We start from the raw sequence: 19647 nt of genomic DNA, 5'->3' as shown, positions 1-19647 counted from the left end.
TGCGGATGAAGATACTGGTTTTCGAATATATTACCGGCGGCGGGATGCTGGGCGAAACGATTCCGCGCTCGCTGGCGCAAGAAGGCGAGTCGATGCTCGCCGCACTCCTTGGGGATTTGTCCGAACTGCCGGATATTCGGACGGTGGCGCTCAGGGATGCGCGGCTCCCCCTTTCGGACCGGCAGTTTTCCGGAGCCGCATGGGTCTTTGTAGATCGCAAAGACGATCTTGAAAATCACTTTAACGATCAGATCGGGCATTGCGACGCGGTATGGCCGATCGCTCCCGAAACCGGCGGCATTCTGGAGCGTCTTTGCCGCCGGGTCGAGATGGCCGGCAAGCCGCTGTTGATCAGTTCGGCCGACGCCGTCCGCGTGGCCGCGAGCAAGCGGGCGACCGTGGAACGCCTGGAAAATAAGGGCGTACCCGCCGTTCCGACGTACGCTTCAAGCGAGTCGCTTCCCCTGGCATTTCCTGTGGTCGTGAAGCCGGACGACGGCGTCGGCTGCGAAGGCGCCCGCATCCTCGAAACCGAGGATGCGTGGAAGACTTGGGCGGCCGAAACCGGCGATCTCGCCCGATATGCCGTTCAACCTTTGATCGAAGGCGAACCGCTGAGCCTGTCCGCGCTCTTTGCCCGTGGAAAGGCGCGGCTGTTGAGCTGCAACCGGCAGCGGATCGTCCGGTCGCGAGGCGGTTTTGTCCTGCGCGGCTGCGAGGTCGGCGCCATCCGGAGCGGGCTTGCCGCGTATCGGGCGCTGGCCGATCGGATCGCGGAGGCGATGCCGGAACTCTGGGGCTATGCCGGAGTCGATGTGATGCGTTGCGAACAGGAGCTCAGAGTGCTTGAGGTCAACCCTCGTCTGACCACGTCCTACGCCGGATTGCGGCGATCCTTGGGCATCAATCCGGCCGCGCTGGTTCTGGATTTGTGGCGGAGCGGAACCTTGCCCGAGTTCGATCCGGTGCCGCAAAACCCGATCGAGATCGGTTTGGAGTCGTGGGATGAATATTGAAACGATCGGCTGGGACATCGGCGGAGCCCATCTCAAGGCGGCGGCATTGAACAGTGCCGGCGAAATCGTCGCGGTGGTCCAGGAGCCCTGTCCGTTGTGGCAGGGCCTGGATCGATTGCACGACGCCATGAGCCGAATCCTGGGCGTTCTTTCGCCGGGGCGCGATTGCCGCCATGCGGTGACCATGACCGGCGAACTGGCGGATTTTTTCGAAAACCGGGAGCAAGGCGTTCTCGCCTTGGTCGAAGCGGTGATTCAGCGCTGCCCGCAGGGTACGGTGCGCGTGTTCGCCGGACGCGACGGATTTCTCGATCCGGCGGCCATCGCGCCGGAAAGCGTTCCTAAAATCGCTTCGGCCAATTGGCTGGCGAGCGCGCTCTGGGCGGCGGAAAATCTGCGCGACGCGGTGTTCGTGGATATCGGCAGCACGACCACCGATATCGCGCTGATTTGCGGCCGCGGGGTCAAAACCCGAGGCTATACCGATTATGAACGAATGCGCTACGGCGAACTGATTTATACCGGGATAGTCCGTACCCCGGCGATGGCGCTCGCCAATCGGGCGCCTTTCGAAGGCGAGTGGGTCGGTATCATGGCCGAGCATTTCGCAACCACGGCCGACGTCTATCGGCTGTGCGGAGAATTGCCCGAGCACGCCGACCAGATGCCGGCAGCCGATGGCGGCGAAAAGACCGTCTCGGGAAGCGCCCGGCGCCTGGCTCGCATGTTCGGGCGGGACGCGGAATCGGCATCGCTGAAGCAATGGCGGCAGGCGGCACGGTTCTTTCGGGAGCGGCAGCTTTCGCAGCTTCATTCGGCTTTGGAGCGCCAGCTTTCGCGCGGCTTGATCGGCGACGGCGCACCCTTGATCGGTGCTGGCGTGGGACGGTTTCTGGTGCGAGAATTGGCGGCGCGATCGGGTTTTCCTTATAAAGACTTCAGCGAACTGTTTTCCATGTTGACGTCGCAAAACGATTTTCACGCTTCGGATTGCGCTCCGGCCGCGGCCGTAGCTTGTCTGGCGGCGCGGGAGGTGGGGCCGACATGACGCCGAGAATTGAAGAGTTGCCTTATTTCGAGGACAGCGCCGCCTTGTTTCTGCCTTGGGCGGAGCGGCGCTGGGCGGTTTTTCTGGACAGCGGATTTCCGCATAGCCGGCAGGGGCGTTACGACATCATCGCGGCGGATCCGGTGGCGACCCTCGTCACGCGCGGGCCGCTCACCGAGATTCGATCGCGCGGGGCCATCGCGCTGTCGCCGGAAGATCCGTTTGCCTTAGTCAAGCAGCACCTCGGCGAAAAGGCTCCACAACTCCCGGACCTGCCTTTTTGCGGCGGCGCGATCGGGTACTTTGGCTACGATCTGGCGCGACGGCTGGAGAAACTGCCCGACAAGGCCCTGGATGCGGAGAACATCCCGGAGATGGTCGTCGGCATCTACGATTGGGCGGTCGTGGTGGATCATTGGGAGCGCCGCACCTGGCTGGTCGCGCAAGGGCGCGATCCCGGCCTCGCGGTGCGCTGGCCCCATTTGGTTCAGGCGTTCAGCCAGATCCAGACCATCGGCTGGCAGCAGGCCGACTTCTATCTGCTCGGCGATGTCGTCTCGAATATGAGCCGCGCCTATTATGCAAAGGTCTTCGGGCGCATTCAGCATTACATTCGCGACGGCGACTGCTATCAGGTCAACCTGGCGCAGCGCTTTTCGGCTTATTGCACCGGCAACCCCTGGGCGGCCTATCAACTCTTGCGGCCTTGCAATCCCGCACCGTTCAGCGCGTATCTCAATTTTCCGCAGGTTCAGGTGCTGAGTTCCTCGCCGGAGCGCTTTTTGAAAGTGACCGACGGCATCGTGGAAACCAAGCCGATCAAAGGTACTCGCCCCCGCTCGCAGGACCCGGCGGCGGACGCGGCCAAGGCGCAGGAGCTACGGGACAGCGTCAAGGACCGCGCCGAAAACCTGATGATCGTGGATCTGCTGCGCAACGACATCGGCAAGAACTGCGCGCCCGGCTCGGTTCACGTGCCCAGTCTGTTCGAGGTCGAGAGCTACGCCACCGTGCATCACTTGGTCAGCACCGTCCGCGGCCGATTGTCGGAAGGACATGGCCCCGTGGATCTCTTGCGCGGCTGTTTCCCGGGCGGTTCCATCACCGGGGCGCCCAAGATTCGCGCCATGGAAATCATCGAGGAACTCGAGCCGCATCGCCGGGGCGTGTATTGCGGCGCGATCGGTTACATCGGCTTCGACGGCAACATGGACAGCAATATCGCCATCCGCACTTTGGTGCACTCGGACGGCACGATCCGCTTCTGGGCCGGCGGCGGTATCGTGGCCGATTCTGTCCTGGACCAAGAGTACCAGGAGTGCTACGACAAGGCTTCGGCCCTCTTGCATCTGCTCGATCAATTTCAAGTCAAGGCGACTCGTGCCGATCACATGGGTCGTTAAGCTGGGCGGCAGTCTGGCCGGTTCCGACGATCTCCGGTTCTGGCTGGAGATTCTGGCGGATGCGAACGTCGTCGTCGTGCCGGGCGGCGGGCCTTTCGCCGATCAGGTCCGGTCGGCGCAGCAACGCTGGTCGTTCGACGATCGAACGGCTCACGCCATGGCGCTTTTGGCCATGAGCCAATACGGACTGATGCTGAGCGGACTGTGTCCAGGACTCGGAGTCGCGGGCGATGCGGCGGCGCTTTCGGCTTTCGTGGAATCCGGCCGCTCGGCGGTCTGGTTGCCTGATTTATCCTTGGCGAACGATTCGGAAATTCCGGCCTCCTGGGGCGTCACTTCGGACAGCCTCGCGGCCTGGCTGGCCGGCCGCTTGAATGCGCCGAATCTTCTTCTGGTCAAATCGGCGCCGGTCCCGGACGATGCTTCATATAGCGGACTGGCGGCGCAAGGGATGATCGATGCCGCTTTCGAGCGTTTTTCCGCCGATTCGCACTTCGCAACCTGGCTCTGTCACCGACAAGATCACCCGTGCGCGCGGGCGGGGCTGAGGGAGCCCTGCAACGTCTTTACGCGCGTCGGATCGATCGCAGGATAAATAAGCACCGCTTTTGATCGAAGTGGAAGAGAACGCCGCCCGGAGCGGGTATACATCCTGAGTATGCCGAACGCATCCCGGCAAGCCGGCGTATTCCGTCATGCCGCGGAGCAGGGCGTTTTCGCAGGACGGCGATTCTTGGTCGTTTTTGTTTTTCGTGAAAGTAAGAGATTGAATCGCATGTCGATTAGAGTGCGCTATTTCGGAAGTCTGCGGGAAAAAATGGGACGATTGGACGACAGTCTGGCCCCGGAGGACATCGACACCGTAAGCGATGTATGGAAGGTGGTGAGCGAAGGCCAATATCTGCCGGACCGCATCCTCTGTGCCGTGAACATGGACTATGCCGAGCCGGACGCGCCGGTCAAGGACGGCGACGAAGTGGCGTTTTTTCCGCCGGTCACCGGAGGCTGAGGCGTTGATCGAACTTCGCCCGACCGGATTCGATCCCTACGCCGAGCTGCTGCATTATCAAGCCGAAAAGCTGGGACGTGCCGGGAAATACGGCGCCACTTGCTCGTTTGTCGGCACCATGCGCGATTTCAACGAGAACGAAACGGTCCGGCGCATGTTTCTCGACCATTATCCCGGCATGACCGAGAGGCAGCTCGAGAAGATCGTCGAAGAATCCCGAAGCCGCTGGCGTTTTTGGGACGCTCTCGTCATTCACCGGGTGGGCGAAATTCTTCCCGATCAGCCCATCGTGCTGGTCGCCGTATGGTCTTCCCATCGCGGCGCAGCTTTCGATGCCTGCCGCTACATCATGGAGGAGCTGAAAAGCCGCGCGCCGTTCTGGAAGAAGGAAACCCTGGCGCAGGGCGAGCGCTGGGTGGAGAAGAATACCGGCGGATATTGATGAGACTTGCCGGAAGATCCTGTTTTGAGCGGATCGCAGGTCGGCCATCCTTTACCGACAAAGGTGTCTCTAGCGGCTGGAACTCGATAGCGGAGCGGCCAAGACCATCGCCCAGTAAGGCGAGCCTCCGCCGCCGCTGCTCGCACAGGCGACGCCGACTTCGTCGAAGTCGGCTTCCATGATGATGGAACAGTGTTCGGGGCTTTCCAGCCAGCTTCGCATGACTTCGCCGACCGTGCGTTGCCCCTGGGCGATATTTTCGCCGTAGATTTGCCAGGTATAGCCGGCCCCGGTAATTCGGTCTCCCGCCTTTCGACCGTCCGCGCTTTCATGCGAAAGCCGGTCGTTGCGGCTCATCTCCTTGGCGTGCTTTTCGGCAGTTTCGAACAATTTTCGATTCCACCGTAGCGGTTCGGCGGGTCCCGACCGCATGCGGCCGCAGTATCTCGGCGCCGCGCGTGCGGCTTTGAGTTCGTCGACGATTTCGCGGCGGATGGTCTCGGCGGACGGGCATCGGACTTTTGGGGCTTCCCGGGCGAATACGGGAAGCGCCGAGCCAGCGCTCAAAATCAGGCTAAGGACGAGTCTTGTCATCGTTTGTTTTTGGGCCTCGCTGTCTCCAGATATTGTTGCTCGTCATGCTCTTTCGCTTTCGGGAGTCAACGAGCCTGAACGGAAACCTTACCATCGTTTCTACGGGCCTGACAAAGACCGGTCTCGAATATTCAAGCCGGCCGCGCCGCTGATTTCGGTGCCGGGGCGTCGACAAGAGCCGGGCGATTCAGCATCATGACTCTTGGTGCGAGCAGTCCGCCGCGGCCGAGCCCCGATCTTCGATTTCCGGTAAGCCGCCGGTGCCGCTTCTTGGCAATTAAATGTAAGGGGTGATAACTATGACGGATCGTGTCTACAAACTCGTTGAAATCGTCGGTACCTCGCCGCGCGGCACGGATGAGGCGATTCGGAACGCCATAGAAAAGGCGTCGAAAACGATCAAGAACCTGGACTGGTTCCAGGTGGTCGAAACGCGGGGTCAGATTGCCGACGGTAAAATAGCCCACTATCAAGTGGTATTAAAGATCGGATTTCGGATCGAAGAGTGAGCCGCCGGGTCCGTTCGGTGGGAATGTTCGTGGTCGCCTTCGTGGCCAAAAACTTCTATTGTCAGGATTTCGCATGATCTTCAAACCCAGACTTTACTTTCTCGCCGGCTTCTTGTTTTGCGCCGGGCTGCTGGCGGCGGCTCTTTATTTCCAATTCTCCGGCGGATTGGAACCCTGCCCGCTGTGCGTCTCTCAACGCATCATGATATTTGCCGTCGGATTGGTGATGCTGATCGCCGCGCTGCATGATCCGAAAGGGACGGGCGTCAAGGTTTACGCGCTTTTGGGTTTCGTAACCGCCGTATTGGGCGGGAGTATTTCGGCCCGGCATGTCTGGCTGCAGCATTTGCCGCCGGAGGAAGTGCCGGCCTGCGGCCCCGGGCTCGAATACATGTTTCAGTATTTTCCCTTGAGCGAAACACTCAAGGCGATGTTGAACGGGACCGGCGACTGCGCCAAAGTGGATTGGACGCTGATTGGACTCAGCATGCCTGCGTGGGTGTTGGTTTGTTTCGCCATTTTGGCGCTGCTCAGCCTCGCGCAATTCTGGAACAGCTCGGGTAGGCGCGAAAACCGAAGCTATTTTTCGACGAAAGGCCCGTCGTCGTGGCGGTGAACTCGCTCGGACATGGGCAAGCGGGATGGATTCGGCCGTTATCGCCGTGCTCGTGCAAAACGTCACATAAAGGTCATATTCGCAACGTACATTGAGCGATTATCCGTAATATCGAGCATTGAAAATGTCTGCGATCAATGTACTTGTTGTCGAAGATGAAGACGCCATTCGCGAAATGCTCGGGATGGTGCTGGAGCAATCCGAGTTCGCCGTTCGAGCCGCTGCCGATACTCACCAGGCGCAATCGGCCTTGAACGAACGCTTGCCCGATCTGATTTTGTTGGACTGGATGTTGCCCGGTTTGAGCGGGATCGAATGGGCGCGCCGCCTCAAGAAGGACAAGCAATACGGCGAAATCCCCATCATCATGATTACCGCTCGCGGCGAGGAAGAAGATAAAATCAGAGGCTTGGACGTCGGTGCGGACGATTATGTCACCAAGCCGTTCTCGCCGCGCGAGTTGCTGGCGCGGATCAAGGCCGTACTCAGACGCAGCGGCAAATATGGCAAAGGCGGAAGAATCGAAGTCGGCGGAATCGCATTGGACATCGACGAGCACCGGGTTAGCATCGGCGGCAGCCATGTTGTCCTGAGTCCGACCGAATACCGGTTATTGGAGTTTTTTCTCACTCATCCCGACAAGGTTTACAGTCGCAGCCAGTTGCTCGATCAGGTCTGGGGGCGAAGTTCATTCATCGAGGAACGCACCGTCGATGTGCACATCCGCCGCTTGCGCAAGATTCTGGCCGAATACGACCGCGAGGAGATCATCCAGACGGTGCGCGGCTTCGGGTATCGTTTTTCCGAGAGCTTGTGAAAAACCTGCCGCGCGATACGAGTTCGCACTCGCGATGCCCGGCGTGCCCAATCTCACCTTGTCGGGGCGGACTCGAACCGCTCGCGACGGTTTTTTTACAATCCCTGAGCAAGCCTGATTCATGTCGAGCCCCTGGCGATCGGAATTCTCTTTCATTTTCTTAGCGTTCCTGGTCGGCGCTTTTCTCGGCAAGGTCCTCGACAGCTTCGCCGTCGCGCTTTGGTTCTGCCTGCTGGCTTATCTGTCGCGGCATCTTTTTTACGCAAACCGGCTGCTCGTTTGGCTGCGCAGCGGCAGAGCGGGGCAGCCTCCGCAAGGCGATGGCGTGTGGGAGGAAATCTATTACCTCATCTATCGACTGAGGCGGCGCAACAAACGGCGCAAGAAGCAGTTGATCCGGATGCTCGAGCGCTTCCGGACGGCTACGGCGGCATTGCCTGATGCAACCGTGGTGCTGGGGCCGCGGGATGAAATCGATTGGTTCAATGAGGCGGCCGGGCGCCTGCTGGGGTTGCGCCGCGGCGATATCGGACAGCAGATCGGCAATCTGTTGCGTTATCCCAAATTCAGCCAGTATATGCAAAATGCCGATTATCGCTCGACGGTCGGCATTCCTTCCCCGGTCGTCGACAGTATCCAACTCGAAATCCGCATCGTGCCCTATGGGGAAGACTTGCGCCTTTTAGTCGCGCAGGATGTGACGCAGCTGCGCTTCATGGAGCGCGTGCGCAGTGATTTCGTGGCGAACGTGTCCCACGAGCTTCGCACGCCGCTGACGGTTTTGAAAGGCTATCTCGAAACTCTAGGCCATGAGGACGGAGCGATGCCGGATTCGTATCCGAAAGTGTTCCGGCGCATGGAGGAGCAAACCTCCCGTATGGAAAGCCTGGTCGACGGTCTTCTTTCATTGACGCGACTGGAGTCGGCGGCGCACCCGACGGCGTCGAAGCGGGTTGACGTGCCGGCCATGCTGAAAAACATTTGTGACGAGGTCGGATTCTTGACCGACGAACATCCCGCCATCGAACTGATCCTCGAAACCGACGCCGACTTGCAGGGCGCCGAGCAGGAATTGCGCAGCGCATTTTCGAATCTGATCGCCAATGCGGTGAAATATACGCCGCCCGCGGGGCGGGTGACGGTGCGTTGGCGCGATGACGGCAAGGGGGCGCGACTGGATGTGGAGGATACCGGACCCGGAATCGCGCAACATCATCTTCCGAGGCTTACCGAGCGGTTTTACCGCATTCCGGTCGAAGGCGCCAAAAACAAAGGCGGGGCCGGGCTGGGACTGGCCATCGTCAAGCATGCTCTTTCCCGGCACGGCGCCGAAATCAAAATCGCGAGCGCTCTCGGACGAGGCAGTTGCTTCAGCTGCTGTTTCCCCGAAGAGCGGGTCGTGCGGGACGGTTCCCGGACCGATGCCAAGCGCGCGCAGAGATTCTGACAGCGGAGCGGCGGCGATGGACGACCGGGATGCCGGGGGCGCCCGCTTCGGGTTCGACAGGCGGCGATCTTTGATAAGACGAGGGCTGGTTCCTTTCATCATCGCCGCGCTTTTCGGCGGGAGCGCCGATGCCGCTCGCATATCTGCGGCATACGGCGGAACGGAGGCGATCCGCGATGTCGGCGACGAGATCGGATCGAGCGAGCTCGACACCTTGATTCGGCATTGGGCCGGCGCGTTTCGGCGGGATCATGCCGGGGCCGCCGTGCTCCTGCGCCCGGCGGCTTCGCTCGCTGCGCCGGGCGCATTCGACGAGGCGCACGAGCATGCGATGTACGTCGGCTATCGATTGAACCGTGCGGCAATCGACGGGTTTGCAAAAAAATACGGTTACAGGCCCGCGCCGGTTCGCGTCGCTCTCGATACCATAGCCATTTTCGTACACCGGGAAAATCCGATCCGGGGTCTGACTCTCGCTCAGGTCGCCTCCGTTTTCTCGTCATCGCCGAGATGTCACGGCGCGCTGCATTCGGCAACCTGGGGCGCGTTGGGGTTGGCGGGCGAGTGGCGAACCCGGCCGCTACAGTTGTTTGGCATCGGTCCCGCCGGCGATGTATACGACTATTTCAGGGAACAGGCCCTTTGCGGAGACGAGGCAAGCCGTCTCGTTCGAGCGCTGCCGGATTCCGCCGCCGTAATTCGTGCGGTGAGCGAATCATCGAACGCCATCGGTTACGGCCGTGGCGGTTTGTCATCGGACGCGGCAAAGACGGTACCGCTCGCCGTGCAGGCAAATATGCCGTTCGTCGCGCCGGCCGAGCGGCATGCCGTCGATGGCACTTATCCTCTGACGCGGTTTCTATACATTTACATCAACAAACATCCGGACAGGCCATTGCCGGAGCGGCAGGCCGCGTTCGTTCGATTCGTTCTGTCCGTCGACGGACAGGGCATAGCCCGCCGCAACGGGTATATTCCTGTACCCCGAGATGTTGCCGAAAAGGAACAAAATCGTCTCTTCGCGGATCGGCCTTGATACCAAAATCGGAATTATTGAATTGAATTTTCCCACAAATTCGGTTGCGTTGCGGGAAATCCGCGACTAAGATTGGAACTGTTGTAAGTTTTCAAAACTTGTTGGTATTCAAGCTACAGGGAGATCGACGGAGATGTTTAAAAAAATTCTAGTTGCCTTGAGTGTCGCTGGCGTCGCAGCCACGGCGGCGCAGGCTGACGAGCAGTTTATGGATGATCGGTGGTATATCGCCCCGTTCGGTACTTACTTCAATCCGGGCGGCGAGCGTAATGCGAAAGATGACTGGGGTGGCGGCCTGGGCATCGGTAAGATCATCAATGAATATTTCAACGTCGAGGTCAGAGGTTTTTGGCAACATCTGCACGGCAAGGGTTATAACGGCGACCTTACCGGCGGCACCGTCGACTTGCAGTACTACTTCATGCGCGATGTTTTCTCCCCGTATGCCGTCATTGGCGTCGGTGGTATGAATACCAGCGCGGGCGGCAGAAGCGGCGCGTCGGTCATCGGCGAGGCCGGTGTCGGTGCAACCTATGAGTTGCACGATAACTTCCTGCTCCGCGGCGACGTTCGCTATCGGTACGCCTACGAAGGGCATGGCGGCGTATATCCGAACGAAAACGATTTGCACGATATGGTCGTCAATCTGGGTTTCGTCATTCCGTTCGGCGAAAAACCGAGAGCCGTGGCTGAAACGGCACCGGCGGCTCCCGTGGAAGATTGCTCTACCCGCGACTCGGACCATGACGGCGTGAACGATTGCGACGACAAATGCCCCGGCACCATGACCGGCACGAAAGTCGACGATCAGGGCTGCCCGATCAGAATCGAACTCAAAGGCGTCAACTTCAAGTACAACTCGGCCGATCTCACCGAAAGCGCCAAGAGCATTCTGGACGGTGTCGTCGAGCAGCTCGTTGCCTCCAACGAATCGCGCGACATCGAGGTTCAGGGACACGCCAGCAGCGAAGGAAGTTCTCGGTACAACCTGAAGCTTTCCCAGCAGCGCGCCCAGGCGGTAGCCGATTACCTGAAGTTCGCGGGCTTGAAGAACCGGCTGTATCCGAAAGGTTACGGCGAAGACTATCCGATCGCCGATAACGACACGGAAGCCGGCCGGGCGAAAAACCGCCGCGTCCAGCTGGTCTTTATGGGCGAGTGATACGCCGACACTCCGAGCAACCCCGATTGCTTGGCAAACGCTGGCATTAACGAAAAAACCCGCTCTCGAGAGCGGGTTTTTTTACTCGTTTAAATAATAAAATGTTGCCAGGCCTGCAGCCATGCGGGCTCGTTTCTCGTACAACATTCGTGGGCAAGTTGTGAATAAATGTTTTACTTTCTTCGCTGCGCTGCTGACGGCGCCTATGCTGACGCAGCCTCTTTCCGCCGCGGAAGTACGCGGCTTCGTGCACGTCAATGGTTCGAATACCGTAAGGCCGTTTGCGGACGCAGTGGCCGACCAGGTCGGAAAATCCGGAAAAATCAAGCGGCCGTGGGTCGAGTCGAACAGCACCAGCGGTGGGATTCAATTGTTTTGCGAGCCTGAAAGCGGCGAATCTCCCGATATCGTCAATGCATCGAGACCGATGAAAAAATCGGAGTTCGAGGCTTGTCAGGCGTCGGGCGTGAAGAACATCGTCGAGGTGAAGATCGGCTACGGCGGCATCGTGCTTGCGCATTCAGCCAAGGGCCCGGCGCTGGATATTACCCGTAAAGAATTATTCCTGGCCTTGGGAAAAAAAGTGCCCGATCCCAAGTGCAAGAATTGCGACACGCTCGTGCCGAATCCTTATAAGACTTGGAAGGAGATCAATCCTTCGTTGCCCGATATCAAGATCGAGGTCATTGCCCCTCCGTTCAGTTCCGGTGTGCGAGAGCTGTTCGAGGAGGCCGTTTCCAGGGCGGGGTGCGAGAGTTTTCCCTTTATCGCGGCCTGGAAAGAAACGCACAAGCTCAAATACAAGGAAACCTGCTTTTCTGCGCGGACGGACGGAGTCTACGTCGAAGAAAGCGGAGATGCGGCCGTGGGCATGCTGGCAAGGCATCCGGGGATGTTGGGTTTTGTGACCTACAAACAATATGCGAGCAATATCGGCCGGTTGGCTGCAGTTCGTATCGACGGAGCCGCCCCGAGTCCGGAAAGCATCGCGGAAAATCGTTATCCTATCGCCAGACCTTTGTTCTTCTATCTCAAGGCGGATCGTGTCGGCAAGGTCAAGGGATTACAGCAATACCTCGCCGAATTTACCGGCGAAAAAGCCTGGGGCGAGAAAGGTTACCTTGCATCTTTGGGCCTTGTCCCGATGTCGGCCGTTGAACGCAAGCTCTATGCGGCGGATGTGAAGAACCTGAAGGCCATGTCGATGCCGAGCGATGCGGTCACCGCAAGCCGTAGCTGGCCGGATGAGCCGCAAAGCAAGGCGGGTCGGTAAGGCCGTTCTGATTGCCGGTACGGCCTTGGTGCTGAGTCGAGGAGTTTCTATGGCTTCGTCGAGGATTTCGGATTGCCCGTCGAGTCCTAATTGTGTATCCAGCCTCTCGCGGGATGACGCGCATTACGTAAGTCCGTTTCATATGGATATCGTGCCTGATGAAGCGTGGGAGGTGCTCAAGCGCGCATTGCGGTCGGAGCCCCGCATTCGGATCGTCGAGGAGAAGAGGGAATGCTGGTATCTCCGAGCCGAAGCGACGAGCCGGATTTTTCGGTTCGTGGACGATGTGGAATTTCAGTTCGTTCCGGAGGAACGTCTTTGGCATGTTCGCTCAGCGTCGCGCGTCGGCTATTGGGACTTGGGCGTCAACCGCCGGCGGGTCGAGCGTTTGCGCGAGAGGCTCGGGCGCGAGGGTTTGTGACGGTGACCGCGAAGCGGTGGGGTAGGCGATGCACCAGTTCGATTTAAGCGAAATCGACCGCTTTCTTGAAGAAGATGTCGGTCCGGGCGATTTGACGGCCTTGACTGTTCCCCGGAGCGCAACGGCGACAGCGAGAGTGATAACCCGCGAGCCCATGGTGGTGTGTGGGCAGGCTTGGTTCACCGCGGTTTTTGCTCGGCTCGACGGCTGGACCCAGGTCGACTGGTGGGTGGCGGAGGGTACGCCCGTCGAGGCGGGCGCCGAACTGTGCACGATGCGAGGCCCTGCCCGGGCGCTTTTGACCGGCGAGCGCACCGCGCTCAATCTCCTGCAAACGCTGTCGGGAACCGCGACTTTGGCGCGCGCCTATGCCGATGCCGTGGAGGGCACGGGGGCGAAGGTGCTGGATACCCGCAAGACCATTCCCGGCCTGCGCAAGGCCCAGAAATACGCCGTCCGCTGCGGCGGCTGCCATAACCATCGGCTAGGGCTTTACGACGGCATTCTGATCAAGGAAAACCATATCTTGGTTTCGGGTTCCATCGAAAAAGCCGTATGCGCCGCAAAAGCCCTGGGCGTAAACGTGCCGATCGAAGTGGAAGTGGAAAGTCTCGACGAACTGCGGCAAGCCTTGGCGGCCGGCGCCGAGCGGATTCTTCTGGATAACTTCGCGCTCGAGGCGATGCGGGAGGCGGTAACTCTGACCGCAGGCCGCGCCAAGCTCGAGGTATCGGGCAACGTGACCTTGGATACCATCCGGCAGATTGCGGAAACCGGGGTGGATTATATTTCGGTCGGCGCCCTGACCAAAAACGTTCGGGCGATCGATTTGTCGATGCGGATCGCGATTACCGGCTGAGGACTCGGGGTCAATCGGCCAGAGGCAGCGTTTTGTCGGGATTCAAAATGCCGTTCGGGTCGAACTGGCGTTTGACGGCGCGCATCAATTCCAGGGCACCGGTGTCGATTTCCCGATCCACGTAATCCCGCTTTTCCAGACCGACGCCGTGCTCGCCGGACAAGGTCCCGCGAAGCCGCAGCACGAGCGAAAACATTTCCTCCAGGCACTCATGGGCTTTTTCGGTCGCGCCGGGTTTGGCGGGGTCGAACAGCAGATTGACGTGAATATTCCCGTTTCCCGCATGGCCGAAATTGACGATCGCGAGTTCGTAACGCTGCGATAGATCGTTCAACCCGGCGATCAGCATTGGCAGCTCGGTGACGGGCACCACCACGTCTTCGTTGATCTTTTTCGGCGCGACTTTCCGCAGAGCCGGCGACAAGGCCTTGCGCGTTTGCCACAAGGCTTCGATTTCATCGGTGGTTTCCGCGACGCGAAACTCCAGAAGTCCCTCGTTTTGAGCGGCTCGCCGCACGCTCTCGACCTGAACGGCCATACCCTCGGCGAATCCGTCCACTTCGATCATCAGCAAGGCGCCGGCACGCTCCGCCAGGTCCGCGCGAGAGTAGCGGCGAATCAGATCGATCGCATTTCCGTCGATGAATTCCAGGGCGCATGGAACCGCGGGCTGAGCCATGATCCGGGTAATGGCTTCCGTGGCGTGGTTCACATCGGCATAGATCGCCCGCATGGTGCGTTTGGCTTCGGGCAATGGGGTCAGCTTGAGCGTCGCCTCGGTAATCAGCGCGAGCGTTCCCTCCGAGCCCAGCAGCAGCCGGGTCAGGTCGTACCCGACGACGCCCTTGGTGGTGAATACGCCGGTGCGGATCTCGGCTCCTTGGCCCGTCACCGCCCGCAAGGCGAGCGCGTTCTCGCGCGGCGTGCCATATTTCACCGCGCGCGGGCCGGCAGAATTGCAGGCCAGATTTCCGCCGATGCTGCAAAACGCGGCGCTGGTCGGATCGGGCGGCCAGAAAAAACCGTGCGGTTTGAGAAAGTCCTGTAGCGCCTGATTGGTCAAACCCGGTTCGACCACGATGTAGCGATTGCCCGGCGAGAATTCCACGATCCGGTTCATGCGTTCGAACGAAGCCACCACGCCGCCGCGCAAAGGCACCGTCGCGCCGGTCGTGCCGGTGCCGCGGCCGCGCGCCGTCAAAGGCACCCGATGTTCGTTGCACAAGCGGGCCAGCTCTACCGTTTGAGCATGAGCGGTGGGGAAGACGACGGCCTCCGGCAAGGCTTGGCGGCGGCTGTTGTCGTAGCCATAGGCCCAACAGTCGGCGGAATTGGTGTAGAGCGACCCGGCTGGAAAAATTTGCGCCAACCGGCTCAGAAAAGCGCTGGGTAAACTCAAGGCATCAGTCCCCGAACAATTGGTGATCGATCAAATCGCACAAGCAATGCGTGATCAGCAGATGGACTTCTTGTATTCGGGCGGTGGTCTCCGAGGGGACGCGGATTTCGATATCGGTTTCGAGCAGCAGGGGAGCTAGCGCTCCGCCGTCCCGGCCGGTGAGCGCCAGCACCGACATGTCCCTGTCATGGGCGGAGGTAACCGCGCTCAAAATGCTCGTGGAGTTGCCGCTGGTGGTATAGACGACGAGAAGATCGTTGCCATGGCCCAAAGCTCTAATCTGCTTGGCGAAAACGTCGTCGAACCGATAATCGTTGGCAATCGAGGTCAAGGTCGATGTGTCGCAGGTGAGCGCGACGGCGGGCAAGCCCGGGCGTTCCCGCTCGAAGCGGTTCAGCATTTCGGAGGAAAAATGCTGCGCTTGCGCGGCCGATCCGCCGTTGCCGCAACAAAGAATCTTGCCGTCGTTGAGCAGGCACTGGGCCAGCCTGACTCCGGCAACCTCGATGACTTCTCCGAGCCTGGCCAGCGATTCGCGGCCCGTTTCAACGCTGCTTTCGAATTGGCGAAAGACTCGTTCTTGTAAATTCATCAGAATACCTTGCTGGTCTGAAACTTTCCCCCTTCAGGGGAATGGCTGAATCCGGGCGACGATGCGATGCACCGTTATCCTTCCGGCAGCCTCCCCGTTCATGAGGAGGGCCGACCCGCCGGCCTCTATCCGCCGGCGGGTTCTCGTCCGGCGGTGAGGCCGGGCGCGGATTGAAACACTGTCAAAGTCGCGTAGCGGATATCTTGAAGCGCCCTCTCATTGGGAGAGGGATAGGGTGAGATGGCCGGTCATGAGTTCGGAAGGACTAAGCCGCCTGAAAAGCATCTTTTACCCATTTTACCGTAAGCTCGCCGTTTGCGGTGGCCAGCGCCGCCACGTCGAAGCGCGCCGGCCGATCCATCCTCTTTTCGCGAAGGAAGTGGACGGCGCTCGCCAGCAGTTTGGCTTGCTTGCGCCGGTCCACGCTTTCCAGGGCGCCGCCGAACTGAAGGCTCGCCCGATAGCGGACCTCCACGAAGACGATGATGCGTCCGTCTTCCATGACGAGATCGATTTCACCGTAGCGGCAGCGATAGTTGCGCTCGATCAGCCGCAAGCCGCGATTCTGCAAGAACGACAGCGCGTGATCTTCGGCGATGCGTCCCTTGGCTTGTCCGGCAGTGCTCATTCCGGCCGTCCTTGCCGGAGTTCCGGAGAGCCGCCGACCGGCTCCAGCAGCGGCGCGATGCCTCGCGGTCGCGGAACGCCGTCTTCGAACTGGGCGCAATAAAGCTGACGCCGGATACGGTTGCCGGATTCCAGCGAGAGCGTGCCGGTCGCGCCCGTGTACCGATAGCGGGGCTCGGTCTTGAATCGTTCGAGCTCCGGAAGCAAGCGATAAGCATCGATTCCCAGTGCGACGAGTCTCAGGTAATCGGACGGCGTCTGTTGAATCTGCCTGTCGAGCGCTTGATGGGACAGCGGTCCGCTTTCGGCCGGATCGACCAGCCACGGGATGTCGCAGAAAATCACGCCGTTCAGGTCTTGGTCGGCCTGCGGGTTGGCCCGGCCGGCGTAGATATAAGATGTCGCATAGACGGGAATGTCGCCGCGTTGATGAACGGCGATCTGCGGCAGAATCAGACGGGCATCGCGGGCGTCGCTGATGAGAAAAATGAAATCGGCGCCCTGTTTTTCGGCGCGCGCCGATGGAATCGTCGAGACGGAAAGCTGGGTGTGCGTGGCGGGAGATGCCGCGGAAATCAGTCCGTTCACCGGGGCGGTGAAATCCTCGCCGTGATACGGATAGGTCTTGATGGTGCGAATTTTTCCCCCGAGCCGATTCCAATAGGCCGCGAAGTGCTTGATCATGCGCTGGCCGAACGGGTTCGCCGGAGCGAGCACCAGCGCATCCTGGCGCCCGTCGAACCACGCGCTGCCGGCCGCTTGCTCGACCTCTTGTTCCGGGGCGAGACCAAACTGATACACCCGATCGTGACTGACCTCCGGAGTCTGATTCAGCCCCAGCACGGGGACGGGCAAATCTCCCGCTTGGGCCAGGGCGGTCACGTCTTCCTTGATCAGGGGGCCGACGATCGCTTTCGCCCCGTCGTCGGCCAATTTCCGATAGAGTTGACGGATGTCTCCCGACTGGGTGTCGACGAACCGCAGGGGCGGCTTGCCGGCATCGGTGTCCGCATAATACGCCGCAAGTATTCCGGTGCGCACGGCTTGGGCGGCCGGAGCGTAGGAACCGGACAAGGGCAGCATCACGCCGACGAAAGCGGCGGAGCCGGGCGTCGCTGCCGCCGGAGGCGGCGCTGCTCCGGCTTGAGGCTGACCTGGCGGAGGGCCTTGGAGTTGTCCTAAAAGCCCTTGCAGGAATGCCCCGTCCGCGGGATGTCCGGGAAAGCGGGTCCGCCATCGGGCCAATTCCGCATTCAAGCCGGCCGCGGGCGTCGTCTTGACGATCCGGGTCAGATTCATCCAGCCGCCCAGGACATCGGGCGGGGGAGGCTGCATACCGGCCAGGACTTTTTCGGGAATCCGGGCAAGCGCGTCGTAAATGGCTTCATTGTTTTTCTGCACGGCATCGGGGCGCGTGAGAAGCTGGCCGAGTTCGACCCGCTCCCGGGCGCTTTCCAGCATGTTGCCCAATTGGTTGTAAGCGGATGCGCGCAGTGTGTGATAATTTGCCTTTTGCGGCGGTTCCAGCCGGTTTGCGGGCAGGCTGTCGAGCTTGGTCAATGCTTCCCGCGCCCGGCCCACGTTGAGATCGAGCCGGCTTTGTAGGAGCGTATAATCGTGCCGGTCCCCGGTTTCCAGTTCGTCGGGATCGACGGCATCGGCCAGCCGCTTTGCCATCCCGCCATCGCCGGCCCGAAGCGCCGAATCGGCAGCTCGCAGCCGGTAGTAATCGGGATCGCCTGAAGTTTCCGCAAGTTGCTGAAACAGCCTCATCGCTTCCGAATAATCGCCGCTCCGGAGCAGGCTTTCGGCCTGCACGGCCGCAGCGTCGCGCTTGGCGAAATCGCGAGCGCACGCGGCTACCGTCAATAGGAGGAGGGCGATGCAAAGGCGGATAAGCAGAGGCATAGGCAGGATTCCGTTCGAGAACGCGAGGACTTAGAGAGTGACGCAAACCGAGCCCGGCATACTATACCTAGTCGCGACACCCCTCGGCAATCTAAGGGATTTTACGTTCCGCGCCGTCGAGGTCCTGCAAAACGTCGATCTGATTGCTTGCGAAGATACCCGCCACAGCCGGCCGCTTCTGGACCACTACGGTATTTCCACACCCACGTCGGCCTTCCACGAACATAACGAGGACGCCGTCTCGCCGCGGCTGATCGAGCGCTTGCGAGGGGGCGAATCCATCGCCCTCATCTCGGATGCCGGAACGCCGCTGATCAACGATCCGGGATTCCCCTTGGTGCGGTCGGCGCGGGCCAAGGGCATTCGAGTTGTTCCGGTGCCCGGCCCGTGCGCCCTCATCGCCGCCCTTTCGGCGTCCGGCCTGCCTGCCGATCGGTTTGCCTTCGAGGGCTTTTTGCCCCGCAAGTCGTCGGCGCGCAAGGCCAGCCTGGAGGCTCTGCAAGGCGACCCGAGAACGCTGATTTTTTATGAGTCCAGTCATCGCATCGTCGAGTCTTTGGAGGATATCGCGGCGGTCTTTCCGTCCGACCGGCGGCTGGTCATCGCCCGCGAGCTGACCAAGCTGTTCGAGACGATAGCCGACACCCGGGTGGGCGAGGCCCTTTCGCTGCTCGAAAGCGATCCGGACATGCGAAAAGGCGAGTTCGTCCTGGTGCTGGAAGGCGCGCCCGACGTCGTTAGGGGAGAGGGGCTCGCCCCGGATGAAGAGCGGGTGTTGCGGATTCTGCTTGAGGAATGTTCGGTCAAAACGGCGGTATCTTTGGCCGTGAAAATGACCGGAGCGCGTCGGGAAACGGTTTATCGGACGGCGCTCCGATTGACTGAAAAGCGGCGTGAAACCGATTGACTAGCCGTGTCTTGCAAAGCCGCCGGAGAGGATGTCGCTCCTTCAGCCGATTTATTGAGGACGATTCGGCCGCTCCGAGTTGCGCAGGGGCAGGGCGGATGACGCATCGGAATGCACGGGCGGTTTTCTGCCGCTATTGGTCAGTTTTTGGATCATGTCGTCCCAGGAACTGTATTGTTTGAAATCGGGGTGGCCGGTTGCGATCTTGATGTTGACCTCTTGTCTCGCCATGTCGATGATTTCGTCCGGCGATTTTCCGTCCACGGCATCGACGAAGGCGTCTTTTCCTTCTTCCGATTTGATTTTGTCTAAAATTCCCAAGGCGGTATCGAACAGAACGCGTTCGTCCGTGTTGAGATAGCGTTTGACCTTGATGGCCGACTTGTAAACCGCCTCCCGCGAGACGCCGTTGATCTCGTCGGTCCGCGACATGAATGCGGGCAAAAAGTAAATGACGGCAAGCAACGCCAAAAAAATAGCGGCTAGTATTTTCATTGCTTATCTCCAAAGATGCTGGGGGCAAGCAATTATATAATCTCGCCGCAAAATTGATGTCAAAAGC

22 protein-coding genes are annotated in these 19647 nt (G+C 60.2%); 16 read left to right on the top strand and 6 right to left on the bottom strand.

The features are described from left to right. Nucleotides 1-5 precede the first annotated feature (5 nt). From ACWJKU_RS17545 to ACWJKU_RS17520, 6 genes are all read left to right on the top strand, one after another. Nucleotides 6-1016 (top strand): ATP-grasp domain-containing protein, encoded by a 1011-nt coding sequence (locus ACWJKU_RS17545; RefSeq protein ID WP_454144382.1) that lies wholly within the window; start codon nucleotides 6-8, stop codon nucleotides 1014-1016. Beyond that, on the top strand, nucleotides 1006-2064 hold the full coding sequence (locus ACWJKU_RS17540; protein ID WP_454144380.1) for a hydantoinase/oxoprolinase family protein: 1059 nt from the start codon (nucleotides 1006-1008) through the stop codon (nucleotides 2062-2064). The genes ACWJKU_RS17545 and ACWJKU_RS17540 overlap by 11 nt, the downstream gene beginning before the upstream one ends. Further along, nucleotides 2061-3467: an aminodeoxychorismate synthase component I gene (pabB, locus tag ACWJKU_RS17535; RefSeq protein WP_454144378.1), complete on the top strand. Its 1407-nt coding sequence runs from the start codon at nucleotides 2061-2063 to the stop codon at nucleotides 3465-3467. The genes ACWJKU_RS17540 and pabB overlap by 4 nt, the downstream gene beginning before the upstream one ends. Further along, nucleotides 3445-4062 carry an amino acid kinase family protein gene (locus ACWJKU_RS17530; RefSeq protein WP_454144376.1) on the top strand — a complete coding sequence of 206 codons (618 nt, stop codon included), beginning with the start codon at nucleotides 3445-3447 and terminating at the stop codon, nucleotides 4060-4062. Before pabB ends, ACWJKU_RS17530 begins: the two co-directional genes overlap by 23 nt. Nucleotides 4063-4242: 180 nt before the next feature. Then, nucleotides 4243-4476 (top strand): MoaD/ThiS family protein, encoded by a 234-nt coding sequence (locus tag ACWJKU_RS17525; RefSeq protein WP_454144374.1) that lies wholly within the window; start codon nucleotides 4243-4245, stop codon nucleotides 4474-4476. A gap of 4 nt (nucleotides 4477-4480) precedes the next feature. Further along, nucleotides 4481-4918: a molybdenum cofactor biosynthesis protein MoaE gene (locus ACWJKU_RS17520; RefSeq protein WP_454144372.1), complete on the top strand. Its 438-nt coding sequence runs from the start codon at nucleotides 4481-4483 to the stop codon at nucleotides 4916-4918. Nucleotides 4919-4987: 69 nt separating this feature from the next. Here the strand turns inward: ACWJKU_RS17520 and ACWJKU_RS17515 are convergent, their stop codons facing one another. Further along, nucleotides 4988-5512: a CAP domain-containing protein gene (locus ACWJKU_RS17515; protein WP_454144370.1), complete on the bottom strand. Its 525-nt coding sequence runs from the start codon at nucleotides 5510-5512 to the stop codon at nucleotides 4988-4990. Nucleotides 5513-5811: 299 nt separating this feature from the next. On the opposite strand from ACWJKU_RS17515, the gene ACWJKU_RS17510 reads away from it, so the two are divergent. The 9 genes from ACWJKU_RS17510 to nadC all read left to right on the top strand — a co-directional run bounded on the left by ACWJKU_RS17510 (nucleotide 5812) and on the right by nadC (nucleotide 13652). Further along, nucleotides 5812-6021 carry a dodecin gene (locus tag ACWJKU_RS17510; protein ID WP_454144368.1) on the top strand — a complete coding sequence of 70 codons (210 nt, stop codon included), beginning with the start codon at nucleotides 5812-5814 and terminating at the stop codon, nucleotides 6019-6021. Nucleotides 6022-6094: 73 nt separating this feature from the next. Next, a complete protein-coding gene (locus ACWJKU_RS17505; protein ID WP_454144366.1) occupies nucleotides 6095-6637 on the top strand; it encodes a disulfide bond formation protein B in 543 nt (180 codons plus the stop codon). 124 nt (nucleotides 6638-6761) lie between these two features. Beyond that, nucleotides 6762-7454: a phosphate regulon transcriptional regulator PhoB gene (phoB, locus tag ACWJKU_RS17500; RefSeq protein WP_454144364.1), complete on the top strand. Its 693-nt coding sequence runs from the start codon at nucleotides 6762-6764 to the stop codon at nucleotides 7452-7454. 121 nt (nucleotides 7455-7575) lie between these two features. Beyond that, entirely contained in the window at nucleotides 7576-8901 is a 1326-nt protein-coding gene (phoR, locus tag ACWJKU_RS17495) for a phosphate regulon sensor histidine kinase PhoR (RefSeq protein WP_454144362.1), read from the top strand. A gap of 16 nt (nucleotides 8902-8917) precedes the next feature. Then, nucleotides 8918-9937 (top strand): PstS family phosphate ABC transporter substrate-binding protein, encoded by a 1020-nt coding sequence (locus ACWJKU_RS17490; protein ID WP_454144360.1) that lies wholly within the window; start codon nucleotides 8918-8920, stop codon nucleotides 9935-9937. A gap of 133 nt (nucleotides 9938-10070) precedes the next feature. Continuing rightward, the gene (locus ACWJKU_RS17485) at nucleotides 10071-11099 is read left to right on the top strand and encodes an OmpA family protein (protein WP_454144358.1); all 1029 of its coding nucleotides are present in this window, start codon (nucleotides 10071-10073) and stop codon (nucleotides 11097-11099) included. Between the two features lie 121 nt (nucleotides 11100-11220). Beyond that, nucleotides 11221-12372 (top strand): substrate-binding domain-containing protein, encoded by a 1152-nt coding sequence (locus tag ACWJKU_RS17480; protein ID WP_454144356.1) that lies wholly within the window; start codon nucleotides 11221-11223, stop codon nucleotides 12370-12372. Beyond that, a complete protein-coding gene (locus tag ACWJKU_RS17475; RefSeq protein ID WP_454144354.1) occupies nucleotides 12314-12793 on the top strand; it encodes a DUF1499 domain-containing protein in 480 nt (159 codons plus the stop codon). Before ACWJKU_RS17480 ends, ACWJKU_RS17475 begins: the two co-directional genes overlap by 59 nt. A 28-nt stretch (nucleotides 12794-12821) precedes the next feature. Next, a complete protein-coding gene (gene nadC, locus ACWJKU_RS17470) occupies nucleotides 12822-13652 on the top strand; it encodes a carboxylating nicotinate-nucleotide diphosphorylase (protein ID WP_454144352.1) in 831 nt (276 codons plus the stop codon). Nucleotides 13653-13662: 10 nt separating this feature from the next. Here the strand turns inward: nadC and ACWJKU_RS17465 are convergent, their stop codons facing one another. The 4 genes from ACWJKU_RS17465 to ACWJKU_RS17450 form a co-directional block, all read right to left on the bottom strand. Further along, nucleotides 13663-15051 carry an FAD-binding oxidoreductase gene (locus ACWJKU_RS17465; protein ID WP_454144350.1) on the bottom strand — a complete coding sequence of 463 codons (1389 nt, stop codon included), beginning with the start codon at nucleotides 15049-15051 and terminating at the stop codon, nucleotides 13663-13665. Nucleotides 15052-15055: 4 nt separating this feature from the next. Then, complete coding sequence (locus ACWJKU_RS17460) at nucleotides 15056-15643, bottom strand: phosphoheptose isomerase (RefSeq protein WP_454144348.1); 588 nt, start codon at nucleotides 15641-15643, stop codon at nucleotides 15056-15058. A 265-nt stretch (nucleotides 15644-15908) separates the two neighbouring features. Beyond that, nucleotides 15909-16271, bottom strand: coding sequence for a YraN family protein (locus tag ACWJKU_RS17455; RefSeq protein ID WP_454144346.1), 363 nt, complete (start codon nucleotides 16269-16271; stop codon nucleotides 15909-15911). Further along, complete coding sequence (locus ACWJKU_RS17450; RefSeq protein ID WP_454144344.1) at nucleotides 16268-18178, bottom strand: penicillin-binding protein activator; 1911 nt, start codon at nucleotides 18176-18178, stop codon at nucleotides 16268-16270. The genes ACWJKU_RS17455 and ACWJKU_RS17450 overlap by 4 nt, the downstream gene beginning before the upstream one ends. Nucleotides 18179-18215: 37 nt before the next feature. Between ACWJKU_RS17450 and rsmI the strand changes: the two genes are divergently transcribed. Next, on the top strand, nucleotides 18216-19085 hold the full coding sequence (rsmI, locus tag ACWJKU_RS17445; RefSeq protein ID WP_454144342.1) for a 16S rRNA (cytidine(1402)-2'-O)-methyltransferase: 870 nt from the start codon (nucleotides 18216-18218) through the stop codon (nucleotides 19083-19085). A 51-nt stretch (nucleotides 19086-19136) separates the two neighbouring features. On the opposite strand, the gene ACWJKU_RS17440 is transcribed toward rsmI, so the two are convergent. After that, nucleotides 19137-19580 (bottom strand): hypothetical protein, encoded by a 444-nt coding sequence (locus ACWJKU_RS17440; RefSeq protein WP_454144340.1) that lies wholly within the window; start codon nucleotides 19578-19580, stop codon nucleotides 19137-19139. Nucleotides 19581-19647 lie beyond the last annotated feature (67 nt).

It is taken from the genome of Methylocaldum sp. MU1018, assembly GCF_053646775.1.
Note: the sequence above shows the minus strand (reverse complement) of the source record. Positions and strands in the feature narration are given on the sequence as shown.